Origin of the sequence: Variovorax sp. J2L1-78 (assembly GCF_030317205.1) — a bacterium.
GTDB lineage: Bacteria > Pseudomonadota > Gammaproteobacteria > Burkholderiales > Burkholderiaceae_C > Variovorax > Variovorax arabinosiphilus.
The window spans coordinates 1,457,481-1,484,031 of the sequence record NZ_JASZYB010000001.1 but is presented as its reverse complement, the minus strand read 5'-3'; the positions used below and the strand labels follow the sequence as shown (position 1 = coordinate 1,484,031).

23 protein-coding genes and 2 riboswitches are annotated in these 26,551 nt (G+C 68.7%); of the genes, 6 read left to right on the top strand and 17 right to left on the bottom strand.

Going from position 1 to position 26,551, the window contains the following annotated elements; all coding sequences use genetic code 11:
- The first annotated feature begins 51 nt into the window (after window positions 1–51).
- Together QTH86_RS07105 and QTH86_RS07100 are read left to right on the top strand one after the other, a co-directional pair.
- A complete protein-coding gene (locus tag QTH86_RS07105) occupies window positions 52–1,629 on the top strand; it encodes a DUF1800 domain-containing protein (RefSeq protein WP_286649416.1) in 1,578 nt (525 codons plus the stop codon).
- 11 nt (window positions 1,630–1,640) lie between these two features.
- On the top strand, window positions 1,641–2,864 hold the full coding sequence (locus QTH86_RS07100) for a DUF1501 domain-containing protein (RefSeq protein WP_286645376.1): 1,224 nt from the start codon (window positions 1,641–1,643) through the stop codon (window positions 2,862–2,864).
- A 34-nt stretch (window positions 2,865–2,898) separates the two neighbouring features.
- Here QTH86_RS07100 and QTH86_RS07095 read toward each other — a convergent pair whose 3' ends face one another.
- The 10 genes from QTH86_RS07095 to metC form a co-directional block, all read right to left on the bottom strand.
- Window positions 2,899–4,086 (bottom strand): TPM domain-containing protein, encoded by a 1,188-nt coding sequence (locus QTH86_RS07095; protein ID WP_286645377.1) that lies wholly within the window; start codon window positions 4,084–4,086, stop codon window positions 2,899–2,901.
- Window positions 4,087–4,115: 29 nt separating this feature from the next.
- The gene (locus tag QTH86_RS07090; RefSeq protein ID WP_444813794.1) at window positions 4,116–4,826 is read right to left on the bottom strand and encodes an ABC transporter ATP-binding protein; all 711 of its coding nucleotides are present in this window, start codon (window positions 4,824–4,826) and stop codon (window positions 4,116–4,118) included.
- Window positions 4,827–4,834: 8 nt separating this feature from the next.
- Window positions 4,835–5,632, bottom strand: a complete 798-nt coding sequence (locus tag QTH86_RS07085; protein WP_286645379.1) for an ABC transporter ATP-binding protein — start codon at window positions 5,630–5,632, stop codon at window positions 4,835–4,837.
- Between the two features lie 17 nt (window positions 5,633–5,649).
- Window positions 5,650–6,639, bottom strand: coding sequence for a branched-chain amino acid ABC transporter permease (locus tag QTH86_RS07080; RefSeq protein WP_286645380.1), 990 nt, complete (start codon window positions 6,637–6,639; stop codon window positions 5,650–5,652).
- 17 nt (window positions 6,640–6,656) lie between these two features.
- Window positions 6,657–7,571 carry a branched-chain amino acid ABC transporter permease gene (locus QTH86_RS07075; protein ID WP_286645381.1) on the bottom strand — a complete coding sequence of 305 codons (915 nt, stop codon included), beginning with the start codon at window positions 7,569–7,571 and terminating at the stop codon, window positions 6,657–6,659.
- Window positions 7,572–7,584: 13 nt separating this feature from the next.
- A complete protein-coding gene (locus QTH86_RS07070) occupies window positions 7,585–8,712 on the bottom strand; it encodes an ABC transporter substrate-binding protein (protein ID WP_286645382.1) in 1,128 nt (375 codons plus the stop codon).
- 31 nt (window positions 8,713–8,743) lie between these two features.
- A complete protein-coding gene (locus tag QTH86_RS07065) occupies window positions 8,744–9,913 on the bottom strand; it encodes a CMD domain-containing protein (RefSeq protein WP_286645383.1) in 1,170 nt (389 codons plus the stop codon).
- Between the two features lie 41 nt (window positions 9,914–9,954).
- Window positions 9,955–11,394 carry a flavin-containing monooxygenase gene (locus QTH86_RS07060; protein ID WP_286645384.1) on the bottom strand — a complete coding sequence of 480 codons (1,440 nt, stop codon included), beginning with the start codon at window positions 11,392–11,394 and terminating at the stop codon, window positions 9,955–9,957.
- Between the two features lie 25 nt (window positions 11,395–11,419).
- Window positions 11,420–12,421, bottom strand: coding sequence for a Bug family tripartite tricarboxylate transporter substrate binding protein (locus QTH86_RS07055; protein WP_286645385.1), 1,002 nt, complete (start codon window positions 12,419–12,421; stop codon window positions 11,420–11,422).
- Between the two features lie 407 nt (window positions 12,422–12,828).
- On the bottom strand, window positions 12,829–14,001 hold the full coding sequence (metC, locus tag QTH86_RS07050) for a cystathionine beta-lyase (protein ID WP_353505988.1): 1,173 nt from the start codon (window positions 13,999–14,001) through the stop codon (window positions 12,829–12,831).
- 142 nt (window positions 14,002–14,143) lie between these two features.
- Between metC and QTH86_RS07045 the strand changes: the two genes are divergently transcribed.
- From QTH86_RS07045 to QTH86_RS07030, 4 genes are all read left to right on the top strand, one after another.
- Window positions 14,144–14,602 carry an Lrp/AsnC family transcriptional regulator gene (locus tag QTH86_RS07045; RefSeq protein ID WP_286645386.1) on the top strand — a complete coding sequence of 153 codons (459 nt, stop codon included), beginning with the start codon at window positions 14,144–14,146 and terminating at the stop codon, window positions 14,600–14,602.
- 108 nt (window positions 14,603–14,710) lie between these two features.
- Entirely contained in the window at window positions 14,711–15,589 is an 879-nt protein-coding gene (locus tag QTH86_RS07040) for a DUF3014 domain-containing protein (RefSeq protein WP_286645387.1), read from the top strand.
- A 3-nt stretch (window positions 15,590–15,592) separates the two neighbouring features.
- Window positions 15,593–16,360 carry an exodeoxyribonuclease III gene (locus QTH86_RS07035; protein WP_286645388.1) on the top strand — a complete coding sequence of 256 codons (768 nt, stop codon included), beginning with the start codon at window positions 15,593–15,595 and terminating at the stop codon, window positions 16,358–16,360.
- 123 nt (window positions 16,361–16,483) lie between these two features.
- Complete coding sequence (locus tag QTH86_RS07030) at window positions 16,484–18,478, top strand: putative bifunctional diguanylate cyclase/phosphodiesterase (protein WP_286649415.1); 1,995 nt, start codon at window positions 16,484–16,486, stop codon at window positions 18,476–18,478.
- A 16-nt stretch (window positions 18,479–18,494) separates the two neighbouring features.
- Here QTH86_RS07030 and QTH86_RS07025 read toward each other — a convergent pair whose 3' ends face one another.
- The 7 genes from QTH86_RS07025 to QTH86_RS06995 all read right to left on the bottom strand — a co-directional run bounded on the left by QTH86_RS07025 (window position 18,495) and on the right by QTH86_RS06995 (window position 26,529).
- Window positions 18,495–19,280 (bottom strand): SDR family oxidoreductase, encoded by a 786-nt coding sequence (locus QTH86_RS07025; RefSeq protein WP_286645390.1) that lies wholly within the window; start codon window positions 19,278–19,280, stop codon window positions 18,495–18,497.
- Between the two features lie 45 nt (window positions 19,281–19,325).
- A complete protein-coding gene (gene gcvP, locus QTH86_RS07020; protein ID WP_286645391.1) occupies window positions 19,326–22,226 on the bottom strand; it encodes an aminomethyl-transferring glycine dehydrogenase in 2,901 nt (966 codons plus the stop codon).
- A 36-nt stretch (window positions 22,227–22,262) separates the two neighbouring features.
- Window positions 22,263–22,634, bottom strand: coding sequence for a glycine cleavage system protein GcvH (gene gcvH / locus QTH86_RS07015; RefSeq protein WP_286645392.1), 372 nt, complete (start codon window positions 22,632–22,634; stop codon window positions 22,263–22,265).
- A 30-nt stretch (window positions 22,635–22,664) separates the two neighbouring features.
- Entirely contained in the window at window positions 22,665–23,846 is a 1,182-nt protein-coding gene (gene gcvT, locus QTH86_RS07010; protein WP_286645393.1) for a glycine cleavage system aminomethyltransferase GcvT, read from the bottom strand.
- Window positions 23,847–23,896: 50 nt separating this feature from the next.
- Window positions 23,897–24,018, bottom strand: a riboswitch (glycine riboswitch).
- Window positions 24,019–24,030: 12 nt separating this feature from the next.
- Window positions 24,031–24,118: riboswitch (glycine riboswitch) on the bottom strand.
- Between the two features lie 20 nt (window positions 24,119–24,138).
- A complete protein-coding gene (locus QTH86_RS07005) occupies window positions 24,139–24,678 on the bottom strand; it encodes a hypothetical protein (RefSeq protein WP_286645394.1) in 540 nt (179 codons plus the stop codon).
- Window positions 24,679–24,760: 82 nt separating this feature from the next.
- The gene (locus QTH86_RS07000) at window positions 24,761–26,038 is read right to left on the bottom strand and encodes a TRAP transporter large permease (RefSeq protein WP_286645395.1); all 1,278 of its coding nucleotides are present in this window, start codon (window positions 26,036–26,038) and stop codon (window positions 24,761–24,763) included.
- Window positions 26,035–26,529, bottom strand: coding sequence for a TRAP transporter small permease (locus tag QTH86_RS06995; RefSeq protein WP_286645396.1), 495 nt, complete (start codon window positions 26,527–26,529; stop codon window positions 26,035–26,037). Before QTH86_RS06995 ends, QTH86_RS07000 begins: the two co-directional genes overlap by 4 nt.
- Between the last annotated feature and the right edge of the window lie 22 nt (window positions 26,530–26,551).

The following is a 26,551-nucleotide window of genomic DNA, read 5'->3' as shown; positions in this document are numbered from 1 at the left end:
GCGTTGACACGGGCCTGTCAACCTGCGCGTTTCGCGAAAGGTTGAACAGGCATGTCGTTCCTCCGATCTCCCGCTGTGCAAAACGCGGCACCGACGTGGCGCCTCCTGGTTGCCTCGGTGGTCGCCTTGCTCGCGGCCTGCAGCAGCGTGCCGACACCGACGCTCGCGGTGGCGCCGGCCGACGCGGCCGCGCAGCGCCAGTGGCTCGACCGCGTGAGCTGGGGCGCGAACGCCGACGACGCACGGCAGGTGGCGTCGGTCGGCGTCCCACGCTGGCTCGGCGCGCAACTGCACCCGAGGCCGGCCCCGCTGCCGGCCGCCGCGCAGGCGCAGATCGATGCGATGCGCATCAGTCGCACGCCGCTCGAGCAGCTCGCCCGCGAACTGGAAGACCAGCGCAAGGCGGCCGACGCCCTGGCCGACGACGACGCGAAGAAAGCCGCGCGGCAGGCCTACCAGCAGGCGCTGAACCAGCTGGCGCGCGAGGCGCAGCAGCGTTTCCTGCTGCGCGCGCTGTACTCGCCCAACCAGCTGCAGGCGCAGATGACCTGGTTCTGGATGAACCACTTCAACGTGAGCACCCGCAAGGCCAACCTGCGCGCGCTGGTCGGCGACTACGAAGAGACCGCCATCCGACCGCATGCGCTGGGGCGCTTTCGCGACCTGCTGGGCGCCACGCTGCGCCACCCGGCGATGCTGCGCTACCTCGACAACGCGCAGAACGCAGCGAACCGCCTCAACGAGAACTACGCCCGCGAGCTGATGGAACTGCACACGCTGGGTGTCGGTGGCGGTTATTCGCAAGACGACGTCCAGGCGCTGGCCCGGGTGCTGACCGGCGTTGGCGTTTCGCTGCGCGAGGACGGCGCGCCGCCGCCGCGCCTGCGGCCCGAGCTGCAGGCGGCCTACGTGCGCGACGGCTTGTTCGAGTTCAACCCGGCCCGGCACGACATGGGCCCGAAGACGCTGCTGGGTGCGCCGATCACGCAGCGCGGCCTGGCCGAGGTGGACGAGGCGCTCGACCGGCTGGCGCGTGCGCCCGCCACCGCGCACTTCATCGCGAACAAGCTGGCCGTGTACTTCGTCGCCGACGTGCCGCCGCCCGCGCTGGTCGAACGCATGAGCGCCACCTTCCAGCGCAGCGACGGCGACATCGCCGCGGTGCTGACGACGATGTTCGAGTCGCCCGAGTTCACCGCCTCGCTGGGTCGCAAGTTCCGCGACCCGGTGCATTACGTGGTCGGCAGCGTGCGGCTGGCCTACGGCGGGCGTGTGGTGGCCAGCATGGACCCGATGATCGGCTGGATCAACCGCATGGGTGAGACGCTCTATGCGCACGAGACGCCCGACGGCTATCCGCTCACGCAGGACGCCTGGGCCAGCGCCGGCCAGATGACGACGCGCTTCGAGATTGCGCGCGCCCTGGGCGCCAACGGTGCGGTGCTGTTCCGCGGCGACAACCAGGCGCCGCTGGAGAAGCCGCCGTTCCCGCCGCTGGCGGAATCCGCGCCGGTGCGCGATGGCCTGCCGGCCCTGAGCAGCGCGACGCGCCAGGCACTGGCGCAGGCCGCGACACCACAGGACTGGAACACCTTCTACCTCGCGTCGCCGGAACACAACCACCGCTGAAAGGCCCCGCCATGCAACGCCGTGACCTGCTGAAGTTGCTTGCCGTCGCCGCACCCCTGGGCGGCGGCACGGGTCGCCTGATGGCTGCGCCCGCTGCGGACGGTGCCAGGCTGCTCGTGGTGTTCCTGCGCGGCGCCTACGACTGCGCGAACCTGCTGGTGCCGATCTCCGGCGCGGCCAGCGACTTCTACCGCAGTGCGCGCCCCGGCATCGCGGTGCCGATGCCTGGCGAGGCCAACGGCGCGCTGCCGCTCGACGGCGACTGGGGCCTGCACCCGGCGCTCGCGGGCAGCCTGTTGCCGCTGTTCCAGAAGAAGCAGGCGGCGTTCATTCCCTTCGCCGGCACCAACGACCTGACGCGCAGCCACTTCGAGACGCAGGATTCGATCGAACTCGGCCAGGCGCTCGACGGCGGGCGCGACTACCGCTCCGGCTTCCTCAACCGGCTGGCCGGCGTGCTCGGCGGCGGGCCGCTCACGGCCGTGGCGCCCATCGCCTTCACCGACCAGCTGCCGCTCGTGATGCGCGGCGAGGCCAAGGCCGCCAACATGGCGCTGGGCAACGTCGGTCGCCAGGGCATCGACGCACGGCAGAGCCAGGTGATCGCGGCGATGTACCGCGACACCGCGCTGGCCCAGCCCGTGGCCGAAGGCTTCGCGGTGCGCGACGAGGTGCTGCGCTCGGTGAAAGCCGAGATGGACGCGGCCAGCCGCAACGCGATGACGGCCAAGGGCTTCGAGCTGGTTGCGCGCCGCATGGCCCGGTTGATGAAGGACCGCTTCGACCTCGGTTTCGTCGATGTCGGTGGCTGGGACACGCACGTCGGGCAGGGCGCGGGCACCGGCTATCTCGCCACCCGTTTCGAGGAACTGGGCCGGGGGGTGGCGGGCTTTGCCGAGGAGATGGGCGAGGCGGCCTGGCGGGACACGGTGGTGGTCGTCATCAGCGAGTTCGGCCGCACCTTCCGCGAGAACGGCAACAAGGGCACCGACCATGGCCACGGCACGGTGTACTGGGTGCTCGGCGGCGGCCTTGCGCAGGCCGGCGGCCGCGTGGTGGGCGAGCAGGTCGCGCTGACGCAGCCCGGTGCGCTGTTCCAGAACCGCGACCATCCGGTGCTCAACGAGTACCGGGCGGTGTTCGGGGGGCTGTTCGCCCGCATGTACGGGCTGTCGCCCGCGCAGCTGGACCACGTCTTCGGCGGCGTGGCGCCCAAGGATCTGGCGCTGGTCTGAGGCGCGCCGTTCTTTTCGTGCGCTTCCGATGCGTCTACCAGCTGCCCGACGCGCCGCCCCCGCTGCTCGAGCCGCCGCCACTGGACGAACTGCTGCTGGAGGAGGAACTGCTGGACGACGAGGAGCTGCTGCTCGACGAATCATCGTCGTCGTCGTCGCTGCTGCCCCCACTGCTGCCACCCAGCGATGCCGCGAAGACGAACAGCATCGACAGCGCAGCCGCCAGGGCGACGGGGATCCAGCCTTCGGCCGCGTAGGCCACGTAGCCCGTGATGCCGAGCACGATCAGCCACTGCACCATGAAGCCGACCCGGCTTCTTCGGTAACCCGCCCGCATCCCGAAGCCGATGATGCCGAGGATCAACGCGCCGAAGGCCGCCGCGAAGCAGCCACCGACCACCAGCATCAGGCCCTGGGCCAGGTCGTCGCCGCCGACGAACCGGGCCGCGCCCCAGAGGCCCACACCGACGGCCACCAGTCCGGCGGTGACGAAGCGCATGGCGCGCCAGCGGTAGCTGCCGTAGCAGAGCAGGACGGCGAACACCATGAGGACGAGCTGGCCGGCCGGCGTGAGGGTCCCGCCGCGCGGCGCATCGTCGGCGTCCGTGATGTCCGTGGTGCCGACAGCCGATTCATCGCCCACAGCGCTCCCGTCCACCCCCATGCCGCCGCCCAGCCGTTCGATCAGCGCATCGACTGCCGCGTCGATGCCGCCGTGGTAGTCGGCCTGCCGAAAGCGCGGTGCCATCTGCGCATCGATGATGTGGCTGGCCGCCAGGTCCGGCACACGGCCTTCGAGGCCCTGGCCCACTTCGATGCGCATGCGCCGGTCTTTCAGCGCCACCAGGATCAAGAGGCCGTCGTCGTCCGCCGCGCTGCCCAGCCGCCACTGGGCGAACACGCGCGTGGCATAGGCTTCGATGTCCTCGGGGCCCGTGGTCGGCACCACCAGCACCGCGAGCTGCGGACCCAGGCGGGCCTGGAGGTCATCGAGCTTCTCGCGCAACGCCGCCTGCTGCGCCGGTGTCAGGGCGCCGGTGGTGTCGGTTACCAGGGAGTGCCGCTCGGGCACGGCGATCAGCGGGCTCGGCGCCAGGGCGGCGGCTGCGGGTTTGGTGGGGGCTGCGGCAGCGGTCGGGCCGATGCAGATCCACAGGCACAACAGCCACGCCAGGGCCCGGAAACGCGCGGCCGGCGCTCGCCGGTGTCGAAGGAAATGCATGCGCCGATGCTACCGGCGCGCGCCGGCCTTCAGCTGGCGTGCCCGCCCAGGTAGGCCGCGCTCACCCGCGGGTCCTTCGCCATGCTGGCCGCGTCGCCCTCGAGCACGATGCGGCCGCTGTCCATCACGTAGGCGGTGTCGGCCACGCGCAGCGCGGCGCGCGCGTTCTGCTCGACCAGCAGCACCGCCGTGCCTTCGGCACGGATGTCTCGCACCAGCTCGAAGACCTGCCGCACGACGATCGGCGCAAGGCCCATCGACGGCTCGTCCATCAGCAGCAGCCGCGGCCGGCTCATCAGTGCGCGGGCGATGCACAGCATCTGCTGCTCGCCGCCGGACATCGAGCCGGCCTTCTGCCCGATGCGTTCCTTCAGGCGCGGGAAGCGCGTGAGCATGCGGTCGAGGTCGTGCGCGAACTCGCTGGCCGGGCGCTTGCCGGCACCGAGCTTGAGGTTCTCCAGCACCGTCATCGCCGAGAAGATCTGCCGGCCTTCAGGCGCCTGCGCCAGCCCGCCCGCGACGATCTCGTGCGGCGGCCGGTTGGTGATGTCGCGCCCTTCGAACATGACCTGGCCCGATGTGGTCTTGTACACGCCCGACAGCGCGCGCATCAGCGTGGTCTTGCCCACGCCGTTGCTGCCGAGCACGCTGACGATGCCGCTCTGTGGCACCTCGATCGACACGTCGTGCAGGATGGTCTGTTGTCCGATGCGGACGCCGAGGTGGTTGACGCGCAGCAGCGGCTCGTTCATGCGGGTTCTCCCAGGGCGAGGGCGACGGGCGCGTCGTCCTCGAGGTCGGTGCCGAGGTAGGCGTCGAGCACCTTCGGGTCCTGCGAGACGGCGGCGGGCGTGCCGTCGGCGATCTTCTGGCCCGAGGCCATCACCATCACGCGTTCGCAGAGGTTCATGACGAAGCCCATGTCGTGTTCGACCAGCAGGATCGTCATGCCTTCGTCCGACAGCGCGCGCACGAAGCGCGAGAGCTCGGCGGTCTCGGTGTCGTTCAGGCCGGCCGCGGGCTCGTCGAGGATCAGGAGCGTCGGCTGCAGCGCGAGGGCGCGGGCGATCTCGAGGTACTTGCGCTTGCCGTAGGACAGGTTGGCCGCCAGCTCGCCGGCCAGCGATTCGAGGCCGGTGCGTTCCAGCGCCTGCATCGTGAGGTCGCTGATGCGCCCCGAGATGGCGCGCCGCCCGAACAGGCTGTTCCACGGGCTGTGGCCCACGTGGCCCAGCGCGCCGATCGACACGTTGTCGAACACCGTCACGTTCGGCAGGATGCGCAGGTTCTGGAAGGTGCGGGCGATGCCCAGGCGCGCGACCTCGTGCGGCTTGAGCGCTGAGATGGATTGGCCCTTGAAGCGCACGTCGCCCGAAGACAGCCTGGTGTAGCTGGTGATCAGGTCGAACAGCGTGGTCTTGCCCGCGCCGTTGGGGCCGATCAGGCCGACGCGCTCGCCCTGGGCGATGTGGCCGCTGAAATCGCCGACGGCGGTGAGGCCGCCGTAGTGGCGCGAGACGTTGTCGATGTCGAGGAGATGGGTCATGTCGCGTCGTTCCCGGCTCAGCGCCAGCCCAGCGTGTCGGACGAACGCCAGGCCGCGCCGAAGCGCTTGCGCACGAGTTCGATGGCCGACACCTCGCCGAACAGGCCCTTGGGCCGGAACATGATCGACAGGAACATCACCAGGCCAACCACGATCATGCGGAAGTCGCCGATGGGGCGCATCAGCTCGGGCAGGCCGATCAGCAGGGCCGCGCCGATGATGGCGCCCGGCAGGCTGCCCAGTCCGCCGACCACGATCATCGAGAGGATCAGGATCGACTCCGAGAAGCGGAAGTCCGCCGGCGACACGTAGCCCGTGCTGTGGGCCCACAGCGCGCCCGCCACGCCCGCGAAGAAGCAGGAGAAGCCGAAGACCTGGACCTTGAGCCGCACCACGTTCAGGCCCATGGCCTCGGCGCACTGGTCGTCTTCGCGCACCGCGCGCAACGCATTGCCGAAGTAGGAGTGCGACAGCCGGTGCACCACCGCCACCGTGACCGCCAGGCACAGGGCCGTGACCAGGTAAGCCGCCATGTCGCTGTTGGCCGGCAGGCCCGGCAGGCCGAGCGACGAGATGCCCGTGATGCCCATCGGCCCGCGCGTGAAGCCGACCCAGTTGAGCAGCGTGACGTGGATGATCTCGCCCACGCCCAGCGTGGCGACCGCGAAGTAGATGCCGACCAGCCGCATCGTCGGCAGCGCCAGCAGGACGCCCGAACAGGCGGTGACGATGCCGGCCACCGGAATGGTCAACCACACCGGCCAGTGCAGGGCGGTGCCCAGCAGCGCGGCCGCATAGGCGCCGATGCCGTAGAACGCCGCATGGCCCAGCGACAGCAGCCCGGTGGTGCCGGTGATGAGGTTGGCGCTCAGCGTGAGGATCGCGAACACGCAGATGGTGGTCGCGATGCGGAAGACGTAGCCGCCGCCGGCGGCGAGGCCGATGGCCGGCACCACCAGCAGCAGCACCGCCAGCAGCACGAACGTGAGGGTTCGGGGAGATTTCATGTCGGCACAGCGTGTGTTCAGGCGCGTTCGCGCCCGCCGCCGAACAGGCCGGTCGGGAAGAAGACGAGCGTGATCAGGAGGAACAGGTAGGCGACCATGTCGCCCCAGCCCTGCGCGACGAAGGTGGTGGTCAGCGCCTCGGCCATGCCCAGGATCAGCGCGCACACCACGGCACCGCCGATCGAACTGAGCCCGCCCATCACCATCGCGACGAAGGCCTTCACGCCGGGCGTGAAACCCATCGACGGAAAGATCGAGCCCTGGTAGAGGCCCACGACCAGGCCCGCCACCGCACCCATCATCGAGCCGATGACGAAGGTCGCGACGATGGTGCGCTCGGTGTTCAGGCCGACATACATCGCACCCATCGGGTTGTTCGCCACCGCGCGGATCGACAGCCCGATGCGCGTGCGGAACAGCAGGAAGTACAGGCCCGCGAGCATCACGATCGACAGCCCGAAGATCACGAATTGGCCGCTCGAGAATGAGATGGGGCCGATCTCGATCGGCGTCATCAGCAGGTAGTCTTGCGGGATGGTCTGCATGCTGGCGCCGAAGAACTTCTCGACCAGTTCGCGGATGACGATCGACAGCGCGAGCGACGACAGCAGCGTCGCTTCGCGGATGGCCTTCGACTTGAGCGAGGCCTCGTCGCGGAAGCGGCGGAAGGGCCGGAAGGCGATGCGTTCCAGGCTGAAGCCCAGCGCCGCGCCCACCGCCAGCACGAACAGCAGCACCGCGAACAGCGGTGGTGCCGTGCTGGTGATGAACAGCAGGCCCGCGTAGGCGCCCAGCATGTAGATCTCGCCGTGGGCGAAGTTCACGACGTTGAGCACACCGAAGATCAGCGTGAAGCCGATCGCCATCAGCGCATAGACCAGGCCGAGGCTCAGGCCGTTGGCGAGCTGCTGGACCAGGAAGGCATCGAACATGAGGGCCCGCGCCTTACTTGGCGACGACGGTGAAGGCGCCCGCGTTCACTTCCATGCGCGTGAGGCCCTTCGACGGCTCGCGCGTCTTCGGGTCGAAGGTGGTGTCGCCGGTCACGCCCGGGAAGCCCTTGGTGGCGGCGAGCGCGTCGCGCACCTTCTGACGCGTGGGGTTGGGGCCGGCCGCGACGATGGCGTCGAGCATGATGTTGGTCGCATCGAAGGCCTGCGCGGCGAACATGCTGGGTTCGGCGCTGTAGTGCTTCTTGTACTCGTCGACGAAGGCCTTGACCTTGGGGGCCGGATTGCTCGCGACGAAGGTGGTCGGGAACTTTACGCCGTTGGCGCTCGGGCCGGCCAGCTCGATGAGCTTGGGTGCGTACATCGACGAAGCGCCGTAGATGGGCGTCTTCACGCCCAGCTGCGTGCGTTGCTGCAGGAAGGACGCGCCTTCTTCATAGAACATGAACATCACGATCGCATCGGGCTTGTCACGGCTCTGTTTGGTGATGATCGAGCGGAAATCGCGGTTGCCGGGGTTGAAGAACTCGGTGCTGGTGATCTGCGTGCCCGCCGCCTTGGCGGCATCGGTGAAGGCCTTGACGGCGCTCAGGCCCCAGTCGTTCTGGATGGCGACCACCGCGTATTTCTTCAGGCCGTTCTCGGCCAGCCACCTGGCGATGAAGGGCGACTCGATCTCCATCGTCGTGATGTTGCGGAACTGCCAGTCGCTGATCTTCAGGAAGTCGGGGTGCGACGCGGTCTGCGACAGCTGCGGCACCTTCTGCTGCGCGTACACCTGGCCCGCGGCCATCGACACGGTCGAGTTGAAGTCGCCCAGCACGCCGACGATGGCGGCGTCGTCGGAGAACTTCTTGGCGATGTTCACGCCCTCCTTGGCGTCGCTCTTGCTGTCCTCGTAGCGGATCTCGACCGTGCTGCCCTTGAGCCTGCCCGCCTTGTTGAAGTCGTCCAGCGCGAGGGTGGCCGAGTTCTTGAACAGCGTGCCGTACTGCGAGTTGTCGCCCGACAGCGGCAGCTGGTAGCCGATCACGATCTTGTTCTGCGCGAGGGCAGCCGTGGCAACAACGCCGAGGGCAGCGGCCAGCACGGTGGGCAGGGCACGACGGAGGATGGATGTCATGGGAGCTTCCGATGAGAAAGAGAAAAAGGGTTCAGGCGGCGGCGGGCGTGGGAAAGATCGGCTCGCCCAGGTTCAGCATCAGGCGGTTGGCCCAGGCGAACAGCGCCACGGAATGGACCAGGTCGAGCACCTCGATGTCGGTCAGGCCGACGGCCTTGAGCGTCTGCACATGCGCGGCCGACAACGCATCGGGCCGCAGCGTGAGCTCGGCCGAGAACTGCACGATGGCCTTCTCGCGTTCGGTCGTGCCGGCGGTGGCCGGGTCTTCGAAGACCTGCTCGATCACGTCGCGGCGCTTGGCCAGCTGCTCGAAGCGCTGCGCATGCACCGAGGTGCAGTACACGCAGCCGTTGATGCGCGATTCGACCGTGGCGCCCAGCTCGCGCTCCGCGCGCGGCATGCCGCCCGGCGCGAACATGATCGCGTTGAAGGCGATGGAGCGCTGCAGCAGGATCTCGGGCTGGTGCGCCAGCAGCAGGAAGTAGGCCGACTGCTTGGCGGTGGGGCTCATCTCGTCGAGCGCGGCAATCTGTTCGGGCGTGGCGTCTTCCAGCTTGACGGTGTCGAGCCAGGATTCCCAGTCCAGCACCGCGTTGGTGAAGCCGTTGATGTTGATCACCTCGGGCTTCGGCAAACCTCCGCCCTCCGGGCTGCGGTGCTGAGCGCCTTCGGGCCGCCGGGCGGCGCTCGCTGCCCCCTCCGCAGCCGCCATGGCCTTCAGGCCCGCAACGACGCGCACCTGGTACGACAGGAACGCGATGAGCTGCGCCAGCGCCACGATGGCCGGCGTGGAGATGCCGGCCTTCACCAGCGTCTGCACCGCCTCGCGGTCGCCGTCGATCGGGCGTTCGATCAGCTTGGTGGTGAAGTCGAGGATGGCGGCGATGCGTGCATCGTCGATCGCCGCGATGCGGCCGGCCTCGACGGCGGCGATCAGCGCTGCATCGGCCTTCTCGGCGACCAGGCGCTCACGGTAGTGCGCGGCCAGGCTGTCGGCCTTCGACAGGCGGCAGGCATGAAAGGCCGTCAGCAGGCGCTCGACCACCGAGATGCCTTCGATCTCGGGTGCGAAGAGGCCGTCGTAGCTGCCTTGCGTGGCGGCGACGACCTTGGTGCGTTGGTGGCGAACGGCGTGTGTTGCCTGCGAGGGTGCGAGGGGCACGGCGTGGTCGATCACGTCGGTGGGGAATGGACTTGTCATGTGGTTCTCGGGAATAGGGTTCGTCAAGGCGGTGCGTGTGCTCAGGCCGGCGTCCACTCGTTGCCGAGCAGTTCCGGGTCGTCATAGGCTTCGAGCCGCGCGAAGTGGTACTCGAAGTCTTCCCGGTAGAACAGGCTGGCGATGCCGTTGGCCAGGCGGCGCGCGCCGTCGCTGATGGCCGGGATGTCGCCCGACACCGCGCCATGCGAGAGGGTGGCCGGGTAGCAGAAGCAGTGGATGCGGTCGAGACCGGGGCAGGCGCCGGCGGTCTTTTCCTGCAGCTCGAAGACCGGCCCGAGGTCAGGCGAGTCGGCGAGTTCCGTGTCGTCGGCGCCGGGCGCGGGGGTGAAGCGGTCCTTCCAGGCGCGCACGTGCGGCGCGATGGCGGCGTACTCGGGTCGAACGGCCCAGTCGATCTTGAAGCCGGTCGAGACGATGAGGAAATCGAAAGCGAACTCGCCCTTGGGGGTGTTCACGCGCATGGCCTGACCGTCGCGCGCCACCGACAGCACCGGGCAGCCGAAGTTGAAGCGCGCATTGGCATGGCGCGACACGCGCAGCGTGCTGCCGTGCGGCGGCGGCACGTTGGCCACGTTGATGTAGTGACGCAGCCGCCATTTCAGCTCGTCGGGCAGGTCGAAGTGGCCCTGCGTCAGGCCCGGCACGCCGGCGCCCTTGGACTTGTTGATGCGCGGCAGGTCGTCGCGGCGGATCAGCAGGTCGACGCTCTTGGCGCCGATCTCGAGCGCGGTCGCGGCGCTGTCCATCGCCGACGAGCCGGCACCGATCACGCCGACGCGCAGGCCTTCGAGCTGCGCGTAGTCCATCACGTCCGACGAATGCGCCCACTGCGTGCGATCGAGTGTCTGCACGAAGGCCGGCACGGCCGGGCCGCCCAGGCCATCCCGGCCGGTGGCGAGCACCACGCGGCGCGCCAGCACGCGCGAGTCGCCGGCCGGTGTCTGCAACGCCAGCAGCACCTTGCCGTCGGCCCGGGGCGTGACGGCGGTGATGGCCGTGTCGTTGCGCACGTCGACCGCCATCACGCGGCGGTACCAGCGCAGGTAGTCCATCCACTGCAGGCGCGGGATCTTGTCGAGCTGCGTCCAGGCGTCGGCGCCGAACTGCGCCTCGAACCAGGCGCGGAAGGTGAGCGCGGCCAGGCCCAGTGCCGGGCCGGTGAGTTCCTTGGGTGAGCGCAGCGTTTCCATGCGCGCGGTGGTGGCCCAGGGGCCTTCGAAGTCGCGCGGCGCGCGGTCGAACACCACGGCGTGGATGCCTTGCTGCGCCAGCGCGGCCGCGGCCGCCAGACCGGCCTGGCCGGCACCGATGATGGCGACGTCGAGCACGGGCATGCCGTCTTCGGCGGCCTGCTGCGGCATCCAGTCGCGGGCCGGCCAGCCCAGGCATTCGAGGTCTTTCGCCAGGCGCTGTTCGAGCGCGATCAGTCCGGTGGCGGGCGGGGAGAGTTCCGTGGTCATGAAGCGTGCGGCGTGTGGGGTCGTGTCAATCGATGCTGATGTTCGCCGCCTTGGCCACCTCGGCCCACTTCACGCGGTTGTCGTGCACCGTCTTCTTGAACTGGGCCGGTGATTCGATGCGCACCGTGTTGCCCTGTGCCTCGAACCTGGCGCGCAGCTCCTTGTCTTCGAGCACCGCCTTGATGGCGCCGTTGAGCTTGTCGACGATCTTCGGATCGGTGCCCTTGGGGGCGAACACCGCGAACCAGATGGAGCTGTCGAAACCCTTCGTGCCCGGCAGTCCGCTCGAGGCGATGGTCGGCACTTCCTTCACGGCCGCCACCGGCGCGGCGGTGGTCACGCCCAGCAGGCGGACCTTGCCGGCCTTGTACTGCGGCAGCACCGTCTGCACCTGGTTCATGATGCAGCAGGTCTCGCCCTTAACCACCGAGCTGATGGCTTCGGGGCCGCCCTTGTAGGGCACGTGCGTCATCTGCAGGCCCAGGCGCGAATTGAACTCCGCGAAGGCCATGTGCGTTCCCGCGCCGTTGCCGGTGGAGGCGTAGTTGTACTTGCCCGGGTTGGCCTTCACCAGGTCGACGAACTCCTTGAGCGTGGTCACGTTCATCACCTCGGGGTTGATGGTGAGCACGTTCGACACATCGAGCACCGGCGCCACGGCGACGAAGTCGTCTTCCACGTCGAAGGGCAGCTTCTTGTAGAGCGCCGCGTTGCTGCCATGGGTGGCCGCGGTACCGAAGGCCAGCGTGTAGCCATCGGCCTTGGCACGCGCCACGTATTCGCTCGCGATGTTGCCGGCCGCGCCCGACTTGTAGTCGATGATGACCGGCTGGCCCAACTGCTTGGCCAGGGGCTCCTGGATGGCGCGGGCCACCACGTCGACGCCGGATCCGGCGGGGAAGCCCATGATCATCGTCACGGGCTTGGTCGGCCATTCTTCCGCGGCAACGGGTGCGGCATGAACGAAGAGGGAAAGCGCCGCCGAGAGCAGGGCGATGGTGCGGCTGGAGCGGAGGGATGGGGTCATGCGGTCCTCGTTGGAAGGGGATGGCTTGTCAAGGCAATGTCCATGCCAAGTAGTAATTTATCAACAGCAGTCTGGCGATCGTTAGATATAAGTTTTCGCCATATCGATATAACGAGAAAAATATTTCCAACAGAAGCCGGGGCGGCGATTGTGCGCGAACAACGTTTGCCCCGCTGGCGGCCCTGACGACAAAAATTTTCTCGTGCTCCAGGCCGTGCCTTGCCGTGGCGTCGCGAACGACATCATGGCGCGAACAGGCGGCGCCTGAAAAGGGTGCGCCTCAAGCCTGCGGCATGCACGATTCGATGCGCCCCGACGTGTCGCGCCCATGGCTGGCGGTGCCCATGCAAACGGCCCGCACGAGGCGGGCCGATGAATGCAGCATGCAGGCGCTCGGCGCCGAGGGATCAGAGGTGCCGCTGCATGCGGTCGAGCGCCGACTGCATGTCGCGCATCAGATCGTTGCAGGACTCCAGCCCGGCGTGGATGCGCAGCAGCGGGCCTTCGAGCGCCCACGGCCGGACCGCGCGTGTGGGCGCATCGACCGGCAGTGCCAGGCTTTCGTAGCCGCCCCAGGACAGGCCGATGCCGAAGAGCTCGAGGCTGTCGAAGAACACGCCCAGCGCCTCGCGGCCGACCGGCTTCAGCGCGACGCCGAAGAGCCCGCTCGCGCCTCGGAAGTCGCGGCGCCACAGCGCGTGGCCGGCATCGCCGGGCAGTGCCGGATGCAGCACCTGGGCAACCATCGGGTGGCGCGCCATGCTCTCGGCCAGCAGCACGCCGTTTTCCCAGTGGCGATGCAGGCGGACCGCCAGGCTGCGCAGGCCCCGCAGCGCGAGGTAGAGGTCGTCCGGCCCGGCCGTCTGGCCGAAGTCGTGGGCGGTCTGCTGCAGCAGCGCCCAGGCGCGCTCGTTGGCCGTGGCCGCGCCGAGCAGCGCGTCGGAATGCCCGACGATGTACTTCGTCGCGGCCTGCACCGAGATGTCCACGCCGTGCTCGAAGGGCTTGAAGAACAGCGGCGTCGCCCAGGTGTTGTCCATGACCACGAAGGCGTCGACCTTGTGCGCTTCTTCGGCGATGGCGGGGATGTCCTGCACCTCGAAGGTGGTGGAGCCGGGCGACTCGACGAACACGACACGCGTGGACGGTCGGATCTGCCGGCGGATCTCGCCTGCCGCGAGCGGGTCGAAGAACTCGACATCGATGCCGAAGCGCGTGAGCACCTTGGTGGCGAAGCTGCGCGTCGGGCCGTAGACGCTGTCGCTGATCAGCGCGTGGTCGCCGGGTTGGAGCAAGGCGAGCAGGCTGTGGGTACAGGCGGCCAGACCCGACGGAAACACGATGGAGCGGTAGCCGCCTTCGAGTTCTGCCAGCGCGGTTTCGAGGGCGCGGGTGGTGGGCGTGCCGAAGCGACCGTACGACGCATAGGGGTTGCCCGGGAGCTTGCGCGACTCCCACTCGGTGAGCGAATTCGACAGGATGGTCGAGCCGCGGAACACCGGCGTGTTGACCATGCCGCCATGGCTGGAGGGGTCGCGCCCGGTGCGGACCAGAACGGTTTCGGAATCGAAGGAAGTCAACGGCCGGTCTTTCGGTGAATGCTGTGGCGGTGCTCCAGTCTAGAAAGGAGAACGTGGTTTCTTTTGCTGAAATTTGCCTCTTCATGTCGTCATCGCGCAAAATTCTTCTCAACATGACATCCATATTGGATTGGGATACTCAATGGACAAGATCGACAAGGCGATCCTCGAACTGCTGCAAGTCAATGCGAGCGCCTCGCTGCAGGAGATCAGCGAACAGGTGAGCCTGTCGGCCACGCCCTGCTGGCGCCGCATCCAGCGCCTCGAGCGCGAGGGCTACATCCGCCAGCGCGTGGCCTTGCTCGACCCCGACAAGCTCAACGTGGGCGTGACGGTCTTTGTCGCCATCCGCACCAGCCAGCACAACGAGAAATGGTTCAAGCGCTTCAGCGCCGTGGTCGCGGCCATCCCGCAGATCGTGGAGTTCTATCGCATGAGCGGCGACGACGACTACCTGCTGCGCGTCGTGGTGCCCGACATCAAGGCCTACGACGCGGTCTACAAGCGCTTGATCCGCGAGATCGAGCTGTCGGACGTGAGTTCGAGCTTTGCCATGGAACAGATCAAGTACACGACCGCCTTGCCGCTCGATTACGCCTGAGGGTAAGGGGCAGGCGGCGGAATGTTCACATGAGGTTACGGCGCCCGATGGCGCATGGTTTCCAATGGAGGGCCGCGCCGCCATGGCGCTCGAAAGGAAGTTGCACCCATGTCCGAGCGTGAACCCGATTTCCGGCCCGCCCGACAGTCGCCCGTGACGGCCGTCGTCGTGGCGGTGCTGATCGCCATTGCCGCCGGGGGCTGGTGGTACTGGTCGCAGCGCGACGTGGCCGCACCCGTGCCGCCAGCCGCCGCCACCGCACCGGCCGTGCCCGATGCGCCACCGCCCGCGCCGCCGGTGGCGGCCATGGGCCCGCAGAACCCGGTCGATGCACTGGCCGAACCCGATGCCGTGCTGCCCGCGCTGGGCGACTCGGACGCCCAGGCGAAGAAGGCGCTGACCGATCTGCTGGGCGCCCAGCGCGTGACCACGCTGCTCAACATCGACGGTTTCGTGCGGCGCGTGGTCGCCACGATCGACAACCTGCCGCGCGCGCAGGCGCCGTCGCGCATGTGGCCGATGGTGCCGGCGCCCGAACGCTTCACCGTCGACGCCGGCGCGACGCGCACGACCATCGGGCAGGCCAACAGCACGCGCTATGCCGCCTTCACCCAGATGGTGGAGGCGGTGGACGCCGAACGCGCAGCGTCGCTCTACGCGCGCTTCTACCCGCTGTTCCAGCAGGCCTACGAGGAGCTCGGCTACCCGGGCCGCTACTTCAACGACCGGCTGGTGGCCGTCATCGACCATCTGCTGGAGACGCCCGAGCCGACCGGCCCGGTGCAGGTGCAGCTGACCGAGGTGCGCGGCGAGTTCACGGCCGAGCGGCCCTGGACGCGTTACGAGTACGTCGACCCGGCGCTCGAATCGATGTCCAGCGGCCAGAAGCTGATGGTGCGCGTGGGCCTGGCGAACGAGCGGCGGCTCAAGGCCAAGCTGCGTGCATTCCGCGCGCAGGTGGCGACCGGTGCCGTGGCCAAGCGCTGATTCATGAAGATCGCGACCTTCAACGTCAATGGCGTGAATGGTCGCCTGCCCCGGCTGCTGGAATGGCTGGCCGAATCGAAGCCCGACGTGGCCTGCCTGCAGGAGCTGAAGTCGCCCGACGCCAACTTCCCGGCCGAGGCGATCCGGGCCGCCGGCTACGGCGTGGTGTGGCACGGGCAGCGGTCGTGGAACGGCGTGGCGATCCTCGCCCGGGGTCGCGAGCCGATCGAGACCGGCCGCGGCCTGCCGGGCTTCGAGGACGACCCGCAGAGCCGCTACCTCGAGGCCGTGGTCGACGGCATCGTCATCGGCTGCCTCTACCTGCCCAACGGCAATCCGCAGCCCGGCCCGAAGTTCGACTACAAGCTGGCGTGGTTCGAGCACTTCAATGCGCATGCGAAGCGGCTGTTCGGCTGCGGCCTGCCGGTGGTGCTGGCCGGCGACTACAACGTCGTGCCGACCGACGTCGACATCTACAACCCGGCGTCCTGGCGCGACGACGCCTTGCTGCAGCCGGCCGCCCGCGATGCCTTCGCGCGTCTGCTCGAGCAGGGCTGGACCGATGCACTGCGTGCCCGCCACCCCGGCGAGCGCATCTACACCTACTGGGACTACTGGCGCAACCGATGGCCGCGCAACGCCGGCCTGCGCATCGATCACCTGCTGCTGAGTGCCGACCTGGCGTCACGGCTGCAGGACGCCGGCGTCGACCGCGACGTCCGCGGGCGCGCCGGTGCGAGCGACCATGCGCCGACCTGGGTCGTGCTGTGAACCGGTGAGGCGCCCGGACGCACTGTAGGAATCGCTCTGTACACTCCGGCGGGTCCTCCTGTCTCGACCGCGGCCCTGCGCTGGCGCCGGTCTGCCCCGTTCATGAACCACAGCGCGCCTTCCTTGCCGCCCATCGCCTCGGCCGACCACCTGCTTCTGGCGCGCATGGTTCGCGTCGACCAGCTGGTGTCGGTGCGGCGCAGCGTGCTGGCGGCCATGCCGATCAACATCGTGCTCAGCTGCACCGCGGCACTGGTGGCGATCAAGTCGGGCCGCCCGGCCATGGGTCTCTCCTGGCTGATGCTGACGCTGACGGTCAGCGTGGTGCGCATCGTCACCAGCCGCCGCCTGCTCGAGCGCTCGGCCGCCACGGCGGCGCAGGGCGGCGATACCGGCCTGGCCAATGCCCACTGGGTCGAATGGCAGCTGCGGTTGACGGCCATCGCCGCCGGCGTCTCGGGCTGCGTGTGGGCCCTGGTGAGCTTTCTGTGCGACGGCTACACCTCGCCGCAGACGGTGTTCTACCTGACGATCGTCTGCGGCACCTGCGCGGGCGCCGTCACCTACAGCAGCGCCTATGCCCTGGCACCGCTGAGCTTCATCCTGCCGACGCTGCTCTCGGTGATGGTGTCGCTGGTGATCGCCGGCGGTTTCGAGAACGTGAGCCTGGCCGCGATGGTGCTGCTGTACTTCGTCGGCCTCACCCGCGGCTCGCTGGTGAGCGAGAAGGCCTTCCGCGCCGGCAGCCGGCTCAAGAACGAGGCCACCGAACTCGCGGCACGGCTGCACCAGGCGCACCAGTCGCTGCAGGCGTCGACGCAGGCGCTGGCCCGCCGGGCGTCGCACGACTTTCTCACCGGGCTGCTCAACCGCGAAGGCTTCACCCAGGCTGTGGCTGCCCATCTGGCCGAACATCCGCAGCAGTCGCACTGCCTCATGCTGCTCGACCTGGACGGGTTCAAGACCGTCAACGACGTCTTCGGCCACAAGGTCGGCGACCGGGTCCTGGAGGACGTGGCCCGCTGGCTGACCAACGAGCTCGACGGCCTGCAGGCGGTGGCGGGTCGATGGGGCGGCGACGAGTTCGCCATCCTGTACAGCCCGGGCGGGCTGACGACGCCGGAGAAGCTGGCCGAGGCCCTGATCCGTTCCATCCCCTTCGCCACCTCGCACTACGGTGGACACCTGGGGGTGAGCATCGGTGTCCTGAAGTTCCAGGCAGCGGACGCGCTGGCGTTCACCGACCTGATCAGCGTCGTCGACGAGGCGCTCTACGAAGCCAAGCGGGCCGGCCGCAACCGTTACCAGGTGGTCGACGAGGCGCTGAACCTGCAACTGGCCACACGCCGCGAAGTGGAGCGCGACCTGCTGGGAGCGATCCAGTCGCGCAGCATCGAGCTGTGGTACCAGCCGATCCTGGAGCGCCAGAACGGACGCGTCCACAGCCTGGAGGCGCTGATCCGCTGGACGCATCCCCGGCATGGCCGCATCTCGCCTGAACACGTGGTGTTTGCAGCCGCCAGCACCGGCATCGCCGAGAACCTGCTGCGCTACATCCTGGATGAAATCTGCCGGGCCATGGCGCAGCTCGATGCGCCCGGTTCGCCCCTGGCCGGCGTGCCGGTGGCCATGAACGTGTCGCCGCGCGAGATGGCCCAGCTGGCGGTCGACGAGATCGTGCTGGGGACGCTGGCGGCGCGCGGCATCGCCACCTGCCGGCTGCAGATCGAGATCACCGAAGAGGTCGCCCTCGATACGCAGGCCACGCGCGGCCGCCTGAGCGCGCTGTCGGCCGCGGGCGTGGCGATCGCCGTCGACGACTTCGGCGTGGGCTATTCGTCGCTGGCCTCGCTGCGCAGCGACTACGTGCGGCAGGTCAAGATCGACCGCAGCTTCATCGACGGGCTGGAAACCTCGCCCGGCAACGCGGTGCTGGTCAATTCGATCGTGCAGCTGGGCAACTCGCTCGACATCCTCGTCGTGGCCGAGGGCGTCGAAACCAGGGCCGAGCTGGAAGTGCTGACCCTGCTGGATTGCCGGCTGGTGCAGGGCTACCTGTTCGCGCGGCCGGCACCGCTGCCCGAGGTGATGGCCTGGGCGGCGGCTCTACCGAACTGAGCGCGCGGCGTCCCCGTCAGCGGCGCTGCAGCTCGCTGCCGCCGATGTAGATGCGGTTGTGCACCGGCGCGATCACCAGCTCGTTGATGCACACGTGCGGCGGCATCTCGGCGATGAAGCGGATGGTGCGGCCCATGTCTTCCTCCTGCAGCATCAGCGCCTTGTCCTCGGCGCTCGGTTCCACCGGGCGCTTCTTCAGGATCGGCGTGGCCACTTCGCCCGGGCACACGGCCGTGGCGCGCAGGCCGTGCACGCATTGCTCGATGTTGAAGTTGTGCGTCATGGCCGTGAGGCCCGCCTTGCTTGCCACGTAGGCCGGGCCGGTGAGGTAGCTCTGGTGCCAGCCGGCGAAGGACGCGATGTTGATCACCGTGCCGCGGCGCCGCGCCTGCATGCCCTTGAGCACCGCCAGCGTGCAGAAGGTCGCGCCGTTGAGGTTGATGTTGACCACCTTGGCGAAGGTGTCGCCGTCGGTCTCGCTCCAGAAGCGCTTGGGGAAGTTGACACCGGCGCTGTTGACCAGGATGTCGACGCCGCCGTGCCGCGCCTCGATGGCGGCGGCCACGGCGTCGACGGCGGGGCGGTCGCCCACGTCGAGCGCCATCGCCGTGATGCTGCCCCGCGGTGCGCCCTTGGCCTCGGCGTCGGCGATCGCGGCGTCGAGCTTGGCCGCTTCGCGCCCGGAGATCACGACCTGGCAACCGGCCTTCGCCAGGTCGATGGCGCCGGCCAGTCCGATGCCGCTGCCGCCGCCGGTGACCCAGGCGATCTGCCCGTCGAGGGGCTGCTTCGTTTCACTCATCGATGTCTCTCCTTGGAATGGGAAACATCGATTGTGCCGCCGCGATCAGCTCGTCGTGTACGCGTCCACCGGCACGCAGCTGCAGAACAGGTTGCGGTCGCCGTAGACGTTGTCGACGCGGCCGATCGGCGACCAGTACTTGGCCTGCTTGAGGGCGGCCAGCGGGTAGGCACCGAGCTCGCGCGAGTAGGGGTGGGTCCACTCGGTGCTCATCAGGCTGGCGGCGGTGTGCGGCGCGTGCTTGAGCGGGTTGTCCTCCTTCGGCCACACGCCTTCCTCCACCCGGCGGATCTCGCCGCGGATGGCGATCATCGCGTCGATGAAGCGGTCGAGCTCGGCCAGCGGCTCGCTCTCGGTCGGCTCCACCATCAGCGTGCCGGGCACCGGGAAGCTCAGCGTGGGCGCGTGGAAGCCGTAGTCGATCAGGCGCTTGGCGACGTCCTCGGCGGTGACGCCGCAGCGGTCCTTGATGGGTCGCAGGTCGAGGATGCACTCGTGCGCGACATGCCCGTTCGGGCTCGCGTAGAGCGTAGGGTAGTGGTCCTTCAGGCGCGCGCTGATGTAGTTGGCCGAGAGGATCGCCGTCTCGGTCGCGGCCTGCAGCCCGGCCGCGCCCATCATGCGGCAGTACATCCAGCTGATCGGCAACACCGCGGCGTTGCCCAGCGGCGCTGCAGACACGGCGCCGACGTCGTGCCCACCGACACCGGCCGTCGCATGGCCCGGCAGGAAGGGCACGAGGTCTTCCACCACGCACACCGGGCCGACGCCGGGGCCGCCGCCGCCGTGGGGGATGCAGAAGGTCTTGTGCAGGTTCAGGTGGCTCACGTCGCCGCCGAACTCGCCCGGGGCAGCCACGCCGACCAGCGCGTTCATGTTGGCGCCGTCGACGTACACGCGGCCGCCATGCGCATGCACCAGCTCGCAGAGTTCCTTCACGCGGGTCTCGAACACGCCGTGCGTGCTCGGGTACGTGATCATCACTGCGGCGAGGTTCGCGCTGTGCTTCTCGCAGGCGCGCTTCAGGTCGTCGAGGTCGACGTTCCCTTGCGCGTCGCAGGCGGTCACGACCACCTGCATGCCGGCCATCTGCGCGCTGGCCGGGTTGGTGCCGTGCGCCGACGACGGGATCAGGCAGATGTTGCGCTGGCCTTCGCCCTTGGACACATGGAAGGCCTTGATCGCCAGCAGGCCGGCGTACTCGCCCTGCGAGCCGGCGTTGGGCTGCAGGCTGATGCCGGCGTAGCCCGTGGCTTCGCAGAGCCAGTCGCGCAGCTGCTGGTCGAGCTCGGCGTAGCCCTGCAACTGGTCGGCCGGCGCGAAGGGGTGGATGTTCGCGAACTCGGGCCAGGTGATCGGGATCATCTCGCTGGTCGCGTTGAGCTTCATGGTGCAGCTGCCCAGCGGGATCATGCTGCGGTCGAGCGCCAGGTCCTTGTCGGAGAGGCTGCGGATGTAGCGCAGCATCGCCGTCTCGCTCTTGTGCGTGTTGAACACCGGGTGCGTGAGGAAGGCCGAGGTGCGGCGCAGGTCGTCCGGAATGCGCACCGGGGCGGTGTCGGCCAGCTCCTCGAAGCGCGGCATCGGCGTGCCGGTGGGCACGAACAGCGCCCACAGCGTCTCGATGTCGGCGCGCGTCGTCGTCTCGTCGAGCGAGATGCCCAGGTGCTGCTGCAGCCGATGGCGCAGGTTGACGCCGGCCGTGTTCGCGTGCGCGAGGATGGCGGCGGTGTCGTCGCCGCTCTTCACGGTCAGCGAATCGAAGGCGGTGGTGTTGACCAGCTCGCGGCCCATCTGCTCGAGGCCCGCGGCCAGGATGCCGGTGAGCGCTGCCACCCGCTGCGCGATGCGCGTGAGGCCGGCCGGGCCGTGGTACACGGCGTACATGCTCGCGACGACGGCCGGCAGCACCTGCGCCGTGCAGATGTTCGACGTGGCCTTCTCGCGGCGGATGTGCTGTTCGCGCGTCTGCAGCGCGAGGCGGTAGGCGGGCGAACCGTGCACGTCGACGCTCACGCCGACCAGCCGGCCCGGCAGTGAGCGCTTGAACGCATCGCGGCAGGCCAGGTAGGCGGCGTGCGGGCCGCCGTTGCACATCGGCATGCCGAAGCGTTGGGTGGTGCCGCAGACGATGTCGGCGTCCCATTCGCCGGGGGGCGCCAGCAGCGTCAGCGCCAGCAGGTCGGCCGCCACGCACAGCGCGGCGTCGCAGGCATGCGCATGGCCGGCCAGCGGACGCAGGTCGTGCACCTGGCCGGTGGTGCCGGGGTACTGCGCCAGCACACCGAAGAAGTCGCCGCTGGTCATGAGGTGCGGCAGCGTTTCGGACGCAGTGCTCACCTTGATCTCGATGCCCAGGGGGGCAGCGCGCGTGCGCAGCACTTCGATGGTCTGCGGGTGGCAATCGCCGGCCACCAGGAAGATGTTGCTTTTGGACTTCACGCTGCGCTTGGCGAGCGTCATGGCCTCGGCCGCGGCCGTCGCTTCGTCGAGCATCGACGCGTTGGCGATCGCCATGCCGGTCAGGTCGCAGACCATGGTCTGGAAGTTGACCAGCGCCTCCATGCGGCCCTGCGAGATCTCGGCCTGGTAGGGCGTGTAGGCCGTGTACCAGGCGGGGTTCTCGAGGATGTTGCGCAGGATCACGCCAGGTGTGTGGGTGCCGTAGTAGCCCTGGCCGATGAAGTTGCGCGCCACCGTGTTCTTCGCCGCCATCTTCTTCAGTTCGGCCAGTGCGTCGGCCTCGCTCACCGGCGCGGGCAAGCGCATCGGCCGCGTACGGCGGATGGCCGGCGGCACGATGCCGTCGATCAGTTCCTCGCGCGTGGCCGAGCCGATGACCGGCAGCATGCGCGCCTCGTCGGCCGGTTCGATGCCGATGTGACGGGCGATGAATTCGTCGGCGTTCTCGAGTTCGCGCAGGGTGGGGAAGGATGGCGTCGGCATGGGAATGAAGCGATGGGGGCGAGGAAGAAAGGCGGATCAGCTTTCGGCGGCGAACTTGTCGTAGTCGGCCGCGTCGAGCAGGGTGTCGAGCTGCAGCGGGTCGCTCAGCTTGACCTTGAAGAACCAGCCGGCGGCCAATGGGTCGCTGTTGGCGAGCGAGGGGTCGGCGCGCAGGGCTTCGTTGACTTCGGTGATTTCGCCCGAGACGGGCATGAACACGTCGGCCGCGGCCTTGACCGACTCGACGACGCCGGCGACTTCGCCCTGCGCGAAGGTCTTGCCGACGTCCGGCAGATCGACGAACACGACGTCGCCCAGCGCGTCCTGCGCATGCACGGTGATGCCGACGATCGCGTCGCTGCCGGTGGCCTGGACCCACTCGTGGTCCTTGGTGAATTTGGTGCTCATGGGGGCTCCTGAAAAGGGATGAAAAAGAAATCAGCCTCGGTAGTATCGGGTCGGCACGAAGGGCAGGGTGGTGACCTCCATCGGCACTGGCTTGCCACGCACGATGGCCTGGATGCGGGTGCCCGGCTCCGCATACGCGGTGGCGACATAGCCCATGGCGATCGGCCGGTCGGCCGTCGGCCCGAGCAGGCCGCTGGTCACCTGGCCGATGGCGGCACCCTCGAAGGACTCGAGCGGCGTGCCGTCGCGCACCGGGATGCGTTCCAGCGCGACCAGGCCGACGCGGCGGCGCTTGAGCGTGTCGTGGTCGGCGATGCCCGCCGCGCCCGACGCTGCGGCCGCCAGCTGGGCCAGCACCTTGTCGGCACCGGGAAAACCGCCGGCCCGCGCGCCACCGGTGCGGCGCACCTTCTGGATCGCCCAGTTGAGCGAGGCCTCGACCGGCGTGGTCGTCTCGTCGATGTCGTGGCCGTAGAGGCACAGGCCCGCTTCCAGCCGCAGCGAGTTGCGCGCGCCCAGGCCGATCGGCTGCACCTCGGGCTGCGCCAGCAGCAGGCGGGCCAGCGCCTCGGCGTCGTCGGCCTTCACCGAGATCTCGAAGCCGTCTTCGCCGGTGTAGCCGCTGCGGGTGACGAAGGCCGGGATCTTCACGTCCTTGTCGCCGATCTGCACCGCGCCGCCCGTCATGAAGACGAAGCGCTCGACGCCAGGCGACAGCCGCGCCAGCGTGGCGGCGGCCTGCGGGCCCTGCAGCGCGAGCAGCGCGTGGTCGGGCATCGGCTGCACGTCGCAGCGCGCGCCGATGCGAGCCTGGATGTGCGCCAGGTCGGCCACCTTGCAGGCGCCGTTGACGATGACGAAGAGCGAGTCGTGGCCTTCGTTGAAGAACATCAGGTCGTCGAGGATGCCGCCGGCATCGTTCAGCAGCAGGCCGTAGCGCTGCTTGCCGGGCGCCAGGTCGACCACGTCGACCGGCATCAGCGTCTCGAAGGCCGCGGCGGCGTCGGGGCCGACCAGGCGCAGCTGGCCCATGTGCGAGATGTCGAACAGGCCGGCGGCCGTGCGGGTGTGCTTGTGCTCGGCCATCAGGCCGGCGGGGTACTGCACGGGCATCGAGTAGCCGGCGAAGGGCACCATGCGGGCGCCGAGTTCGACGTGCAGGGCGTGCAGCGGGGTCTTCTGGAGCGGAAGCGAATCGTCGGAAGCAGCCATGGGCGCTCTCCAAAACAAGGGGCAGACGGAATCCACGACGCAAGTCATGGGCCACCCCTGCTGTCCGCTCTACCTGAGAGATTCGCCCCGCCTCGTCAAAGGCTTAGGGTTTGCTCCTTCGGTGGGCCGGCGTGTCGCGATGGACTACCGACCTCTCTCCAGCAAGGAAACGCCCGGGTGAACGGGCGCCTCGTCAGTCCTTGGTACCTGAGCGTTCGGATGGATCCTGCGCCTTCGGCGGCCCGTTGCGGGCACTCTCCTGACCGGGTGAGTGTAGTGGATCGGCGCGGGCTCAGTGCACCGTTTCGGCTGGCAACAACCTGGCAATGCGATCACGGATGGCGTCGGCGCGCTCGTCGCCAGCGGCCTGGCGGATCTCCGCGAGCATCGTGTCGGCGACGGCCAGCATGGAGGGGCGGTCGCGCGCCTCGCGCAGCGTGTCTCGCAGGACCTGCGCCATCGCGGGGTCGCGCCGCGCGAACATGCGCTCGCACAGGTCGAACAGGAACATGCGCGTGGTGGCCAGCGACGGCTTGCCGTCGAAAGGGTCGGCCGATGCGGTGGCGGGCACAGCGGGCGCCGACGGCTCGGGCACCTCCGCGACGACGACGGCTGGTGCGTCGAGCCGCTCGTCCGGCGCGTGCAGATACCCCTCGTGCAACAGGTGGCGCGCCACGCGCAGCGCCTCGTCCCGGTCGGTGAAGAGCGGCACGAAGTCGGTCACCGAGCGCTGGCCGTCGGCCATCAGCAGCACGGCGCGCTCGCGCTGCGTCAGCGTGCGGCGGCCGGGGCGCAATTCGTCGCGGGCCTTGTCGGTCTTGCTGAAGAACATCGGATGCCGGGCGGAGGATAGGACTCGCCAGCATCGGGGCTGGGCGTGACAGCGGCATGAAGGCCACTGTCACGCCCGTGCACTATTTCGCGTAGACCAGGTCGCGCAGCGTGAGGGAGATCGCCGGGAAGTAGGTGATCAGCATCAGGCAGCCGAGCACCACCCCCACGAAGGGGATCAGGTCCTTCACGATGCGGTCCAGGGATATTCGCGCCACGGTGCAGGCCGCGAACAGGTTCACGCCGAAGGGCGGCGTGATCATGCCGAGCGCCAGGTTGACCACCATGATCAGCCCGAAGTGCACCGGGTCGATGCCGAAGTGCATCGCCACCGGCGCCAGGATGGGCGCGAGCACGATGATGGCCGCACTGGTTTCGATGAACATGCCGATGACGAACAGCGCCGCGTTCACGCCCAGCAGGAACATGGCGGGCGACTGCAGCACCTGCTCGAGCCAGCGGCCGATGGCGTCGGGCACGCCCGCGCGCGTGATCAGGAAGGCGAACAGCCCGGCGTTGGCGATGATGAACATGATCACCGCCGACGACAGCACCGACTTGCGCAGGATCACGAACAGGTCGGTGACCTTGATCTCGCGGTAGATCACCATGCCGACGACCAGCGCGTAGAACACGGCCACGGCCGATGCCTCGGTGGGCGTGAAGACGCCGCCGTAGATGCCGCCGAGGATGATCACCGGCATCAGCAGTGCCCAGCCGGCCTGCCACAGGGCGCGGCCGAAGGGCATGCGGCCCTCGCCGTCGTTCTTGCCCCAGCCCTTGAACTTGCAGTAGACCCACACGAAGAGCATCAGCGCCAGGCTGATCAGGATGCCCGGGCCGAAGCCGGCGATGAACAGTTCGCCGATCGACACCTCGGCGCTCACGCCGTACAGGATCATCGGGATCGATGGCGGGATGATCACGCCCAGCTCGGCGCTGGTGGCCTGCAGCGCGGCGGCGTACGAGGTGGGGTAGCCGTGCTTGATGAGCGCGGGGATCAGGATGGCGCCGATGGCGAAGGTGGTGGCCACCGACGAGCCCGACACCGCCGCGAAGATCATGCAGGTGAGCACGCAGGTCATCGGCAGGCCGCCCTGCACGCCGCCCACGATGCTCTTGGCGAACTCCACCAGGCGGCGCGAGATGCCGCCGGTTTCCATGAGGTTGCCGGCCAGGATGAAGAAGGGGATCGCCGCTAGCGGAAACTTGTTGATCGAGTTGAAGATCTCCTTGGCGGAGATCAGCATGTTGGCGCCGTTGACCTGCATGCCCACGATCGAGGCGAGGCCGATCGAGACGGCGACAGAGACCGACAGTGCGAAGCACAGCACCATCGTGCCAACCATCATGGGCGTCATTGCGCGGTCTCCAGTTCGAGCCGCTTCGGATCGAGAAAATTGCCGGCGATGCCGAACAGGGAAAAGACGGCGCCGACGGGCAGCGCGAGGTAGGCCCAGACCATCGACAGGCTCTCCAAGCCCGCCATCGACTGCACGCGGCCGCGCATCGCGTAGTCCCAGCCGTACCAGAGGATGATCAACATCAGCGTGAGTGCGGCGAGGCTCACCACCGCGTCCAGCACGCGGCGAAAGCGCGGCGGGCTCCAGCGGTAGAGCACGTCGACGCTCACCATGGCGCCCTGGCGGAATGCCATCGGGATGCCCAGGAAGACCATCCAGATCAGGCTGACCCGGATGAGGATCTCGCTCCACTCGGCAGGCCGCTCGAGCACGAAACGGGTGACGATCTGGAACACGCCGAGCGAGGAGGCGATGACCAGCATCGCGCAGGCGAGCACCATGGACGCGCCGGTCGTCCAGCGCTCCAGGCCAAGGAATTTATCTTTCATCTCTACGCCGTTCTCAAAAACA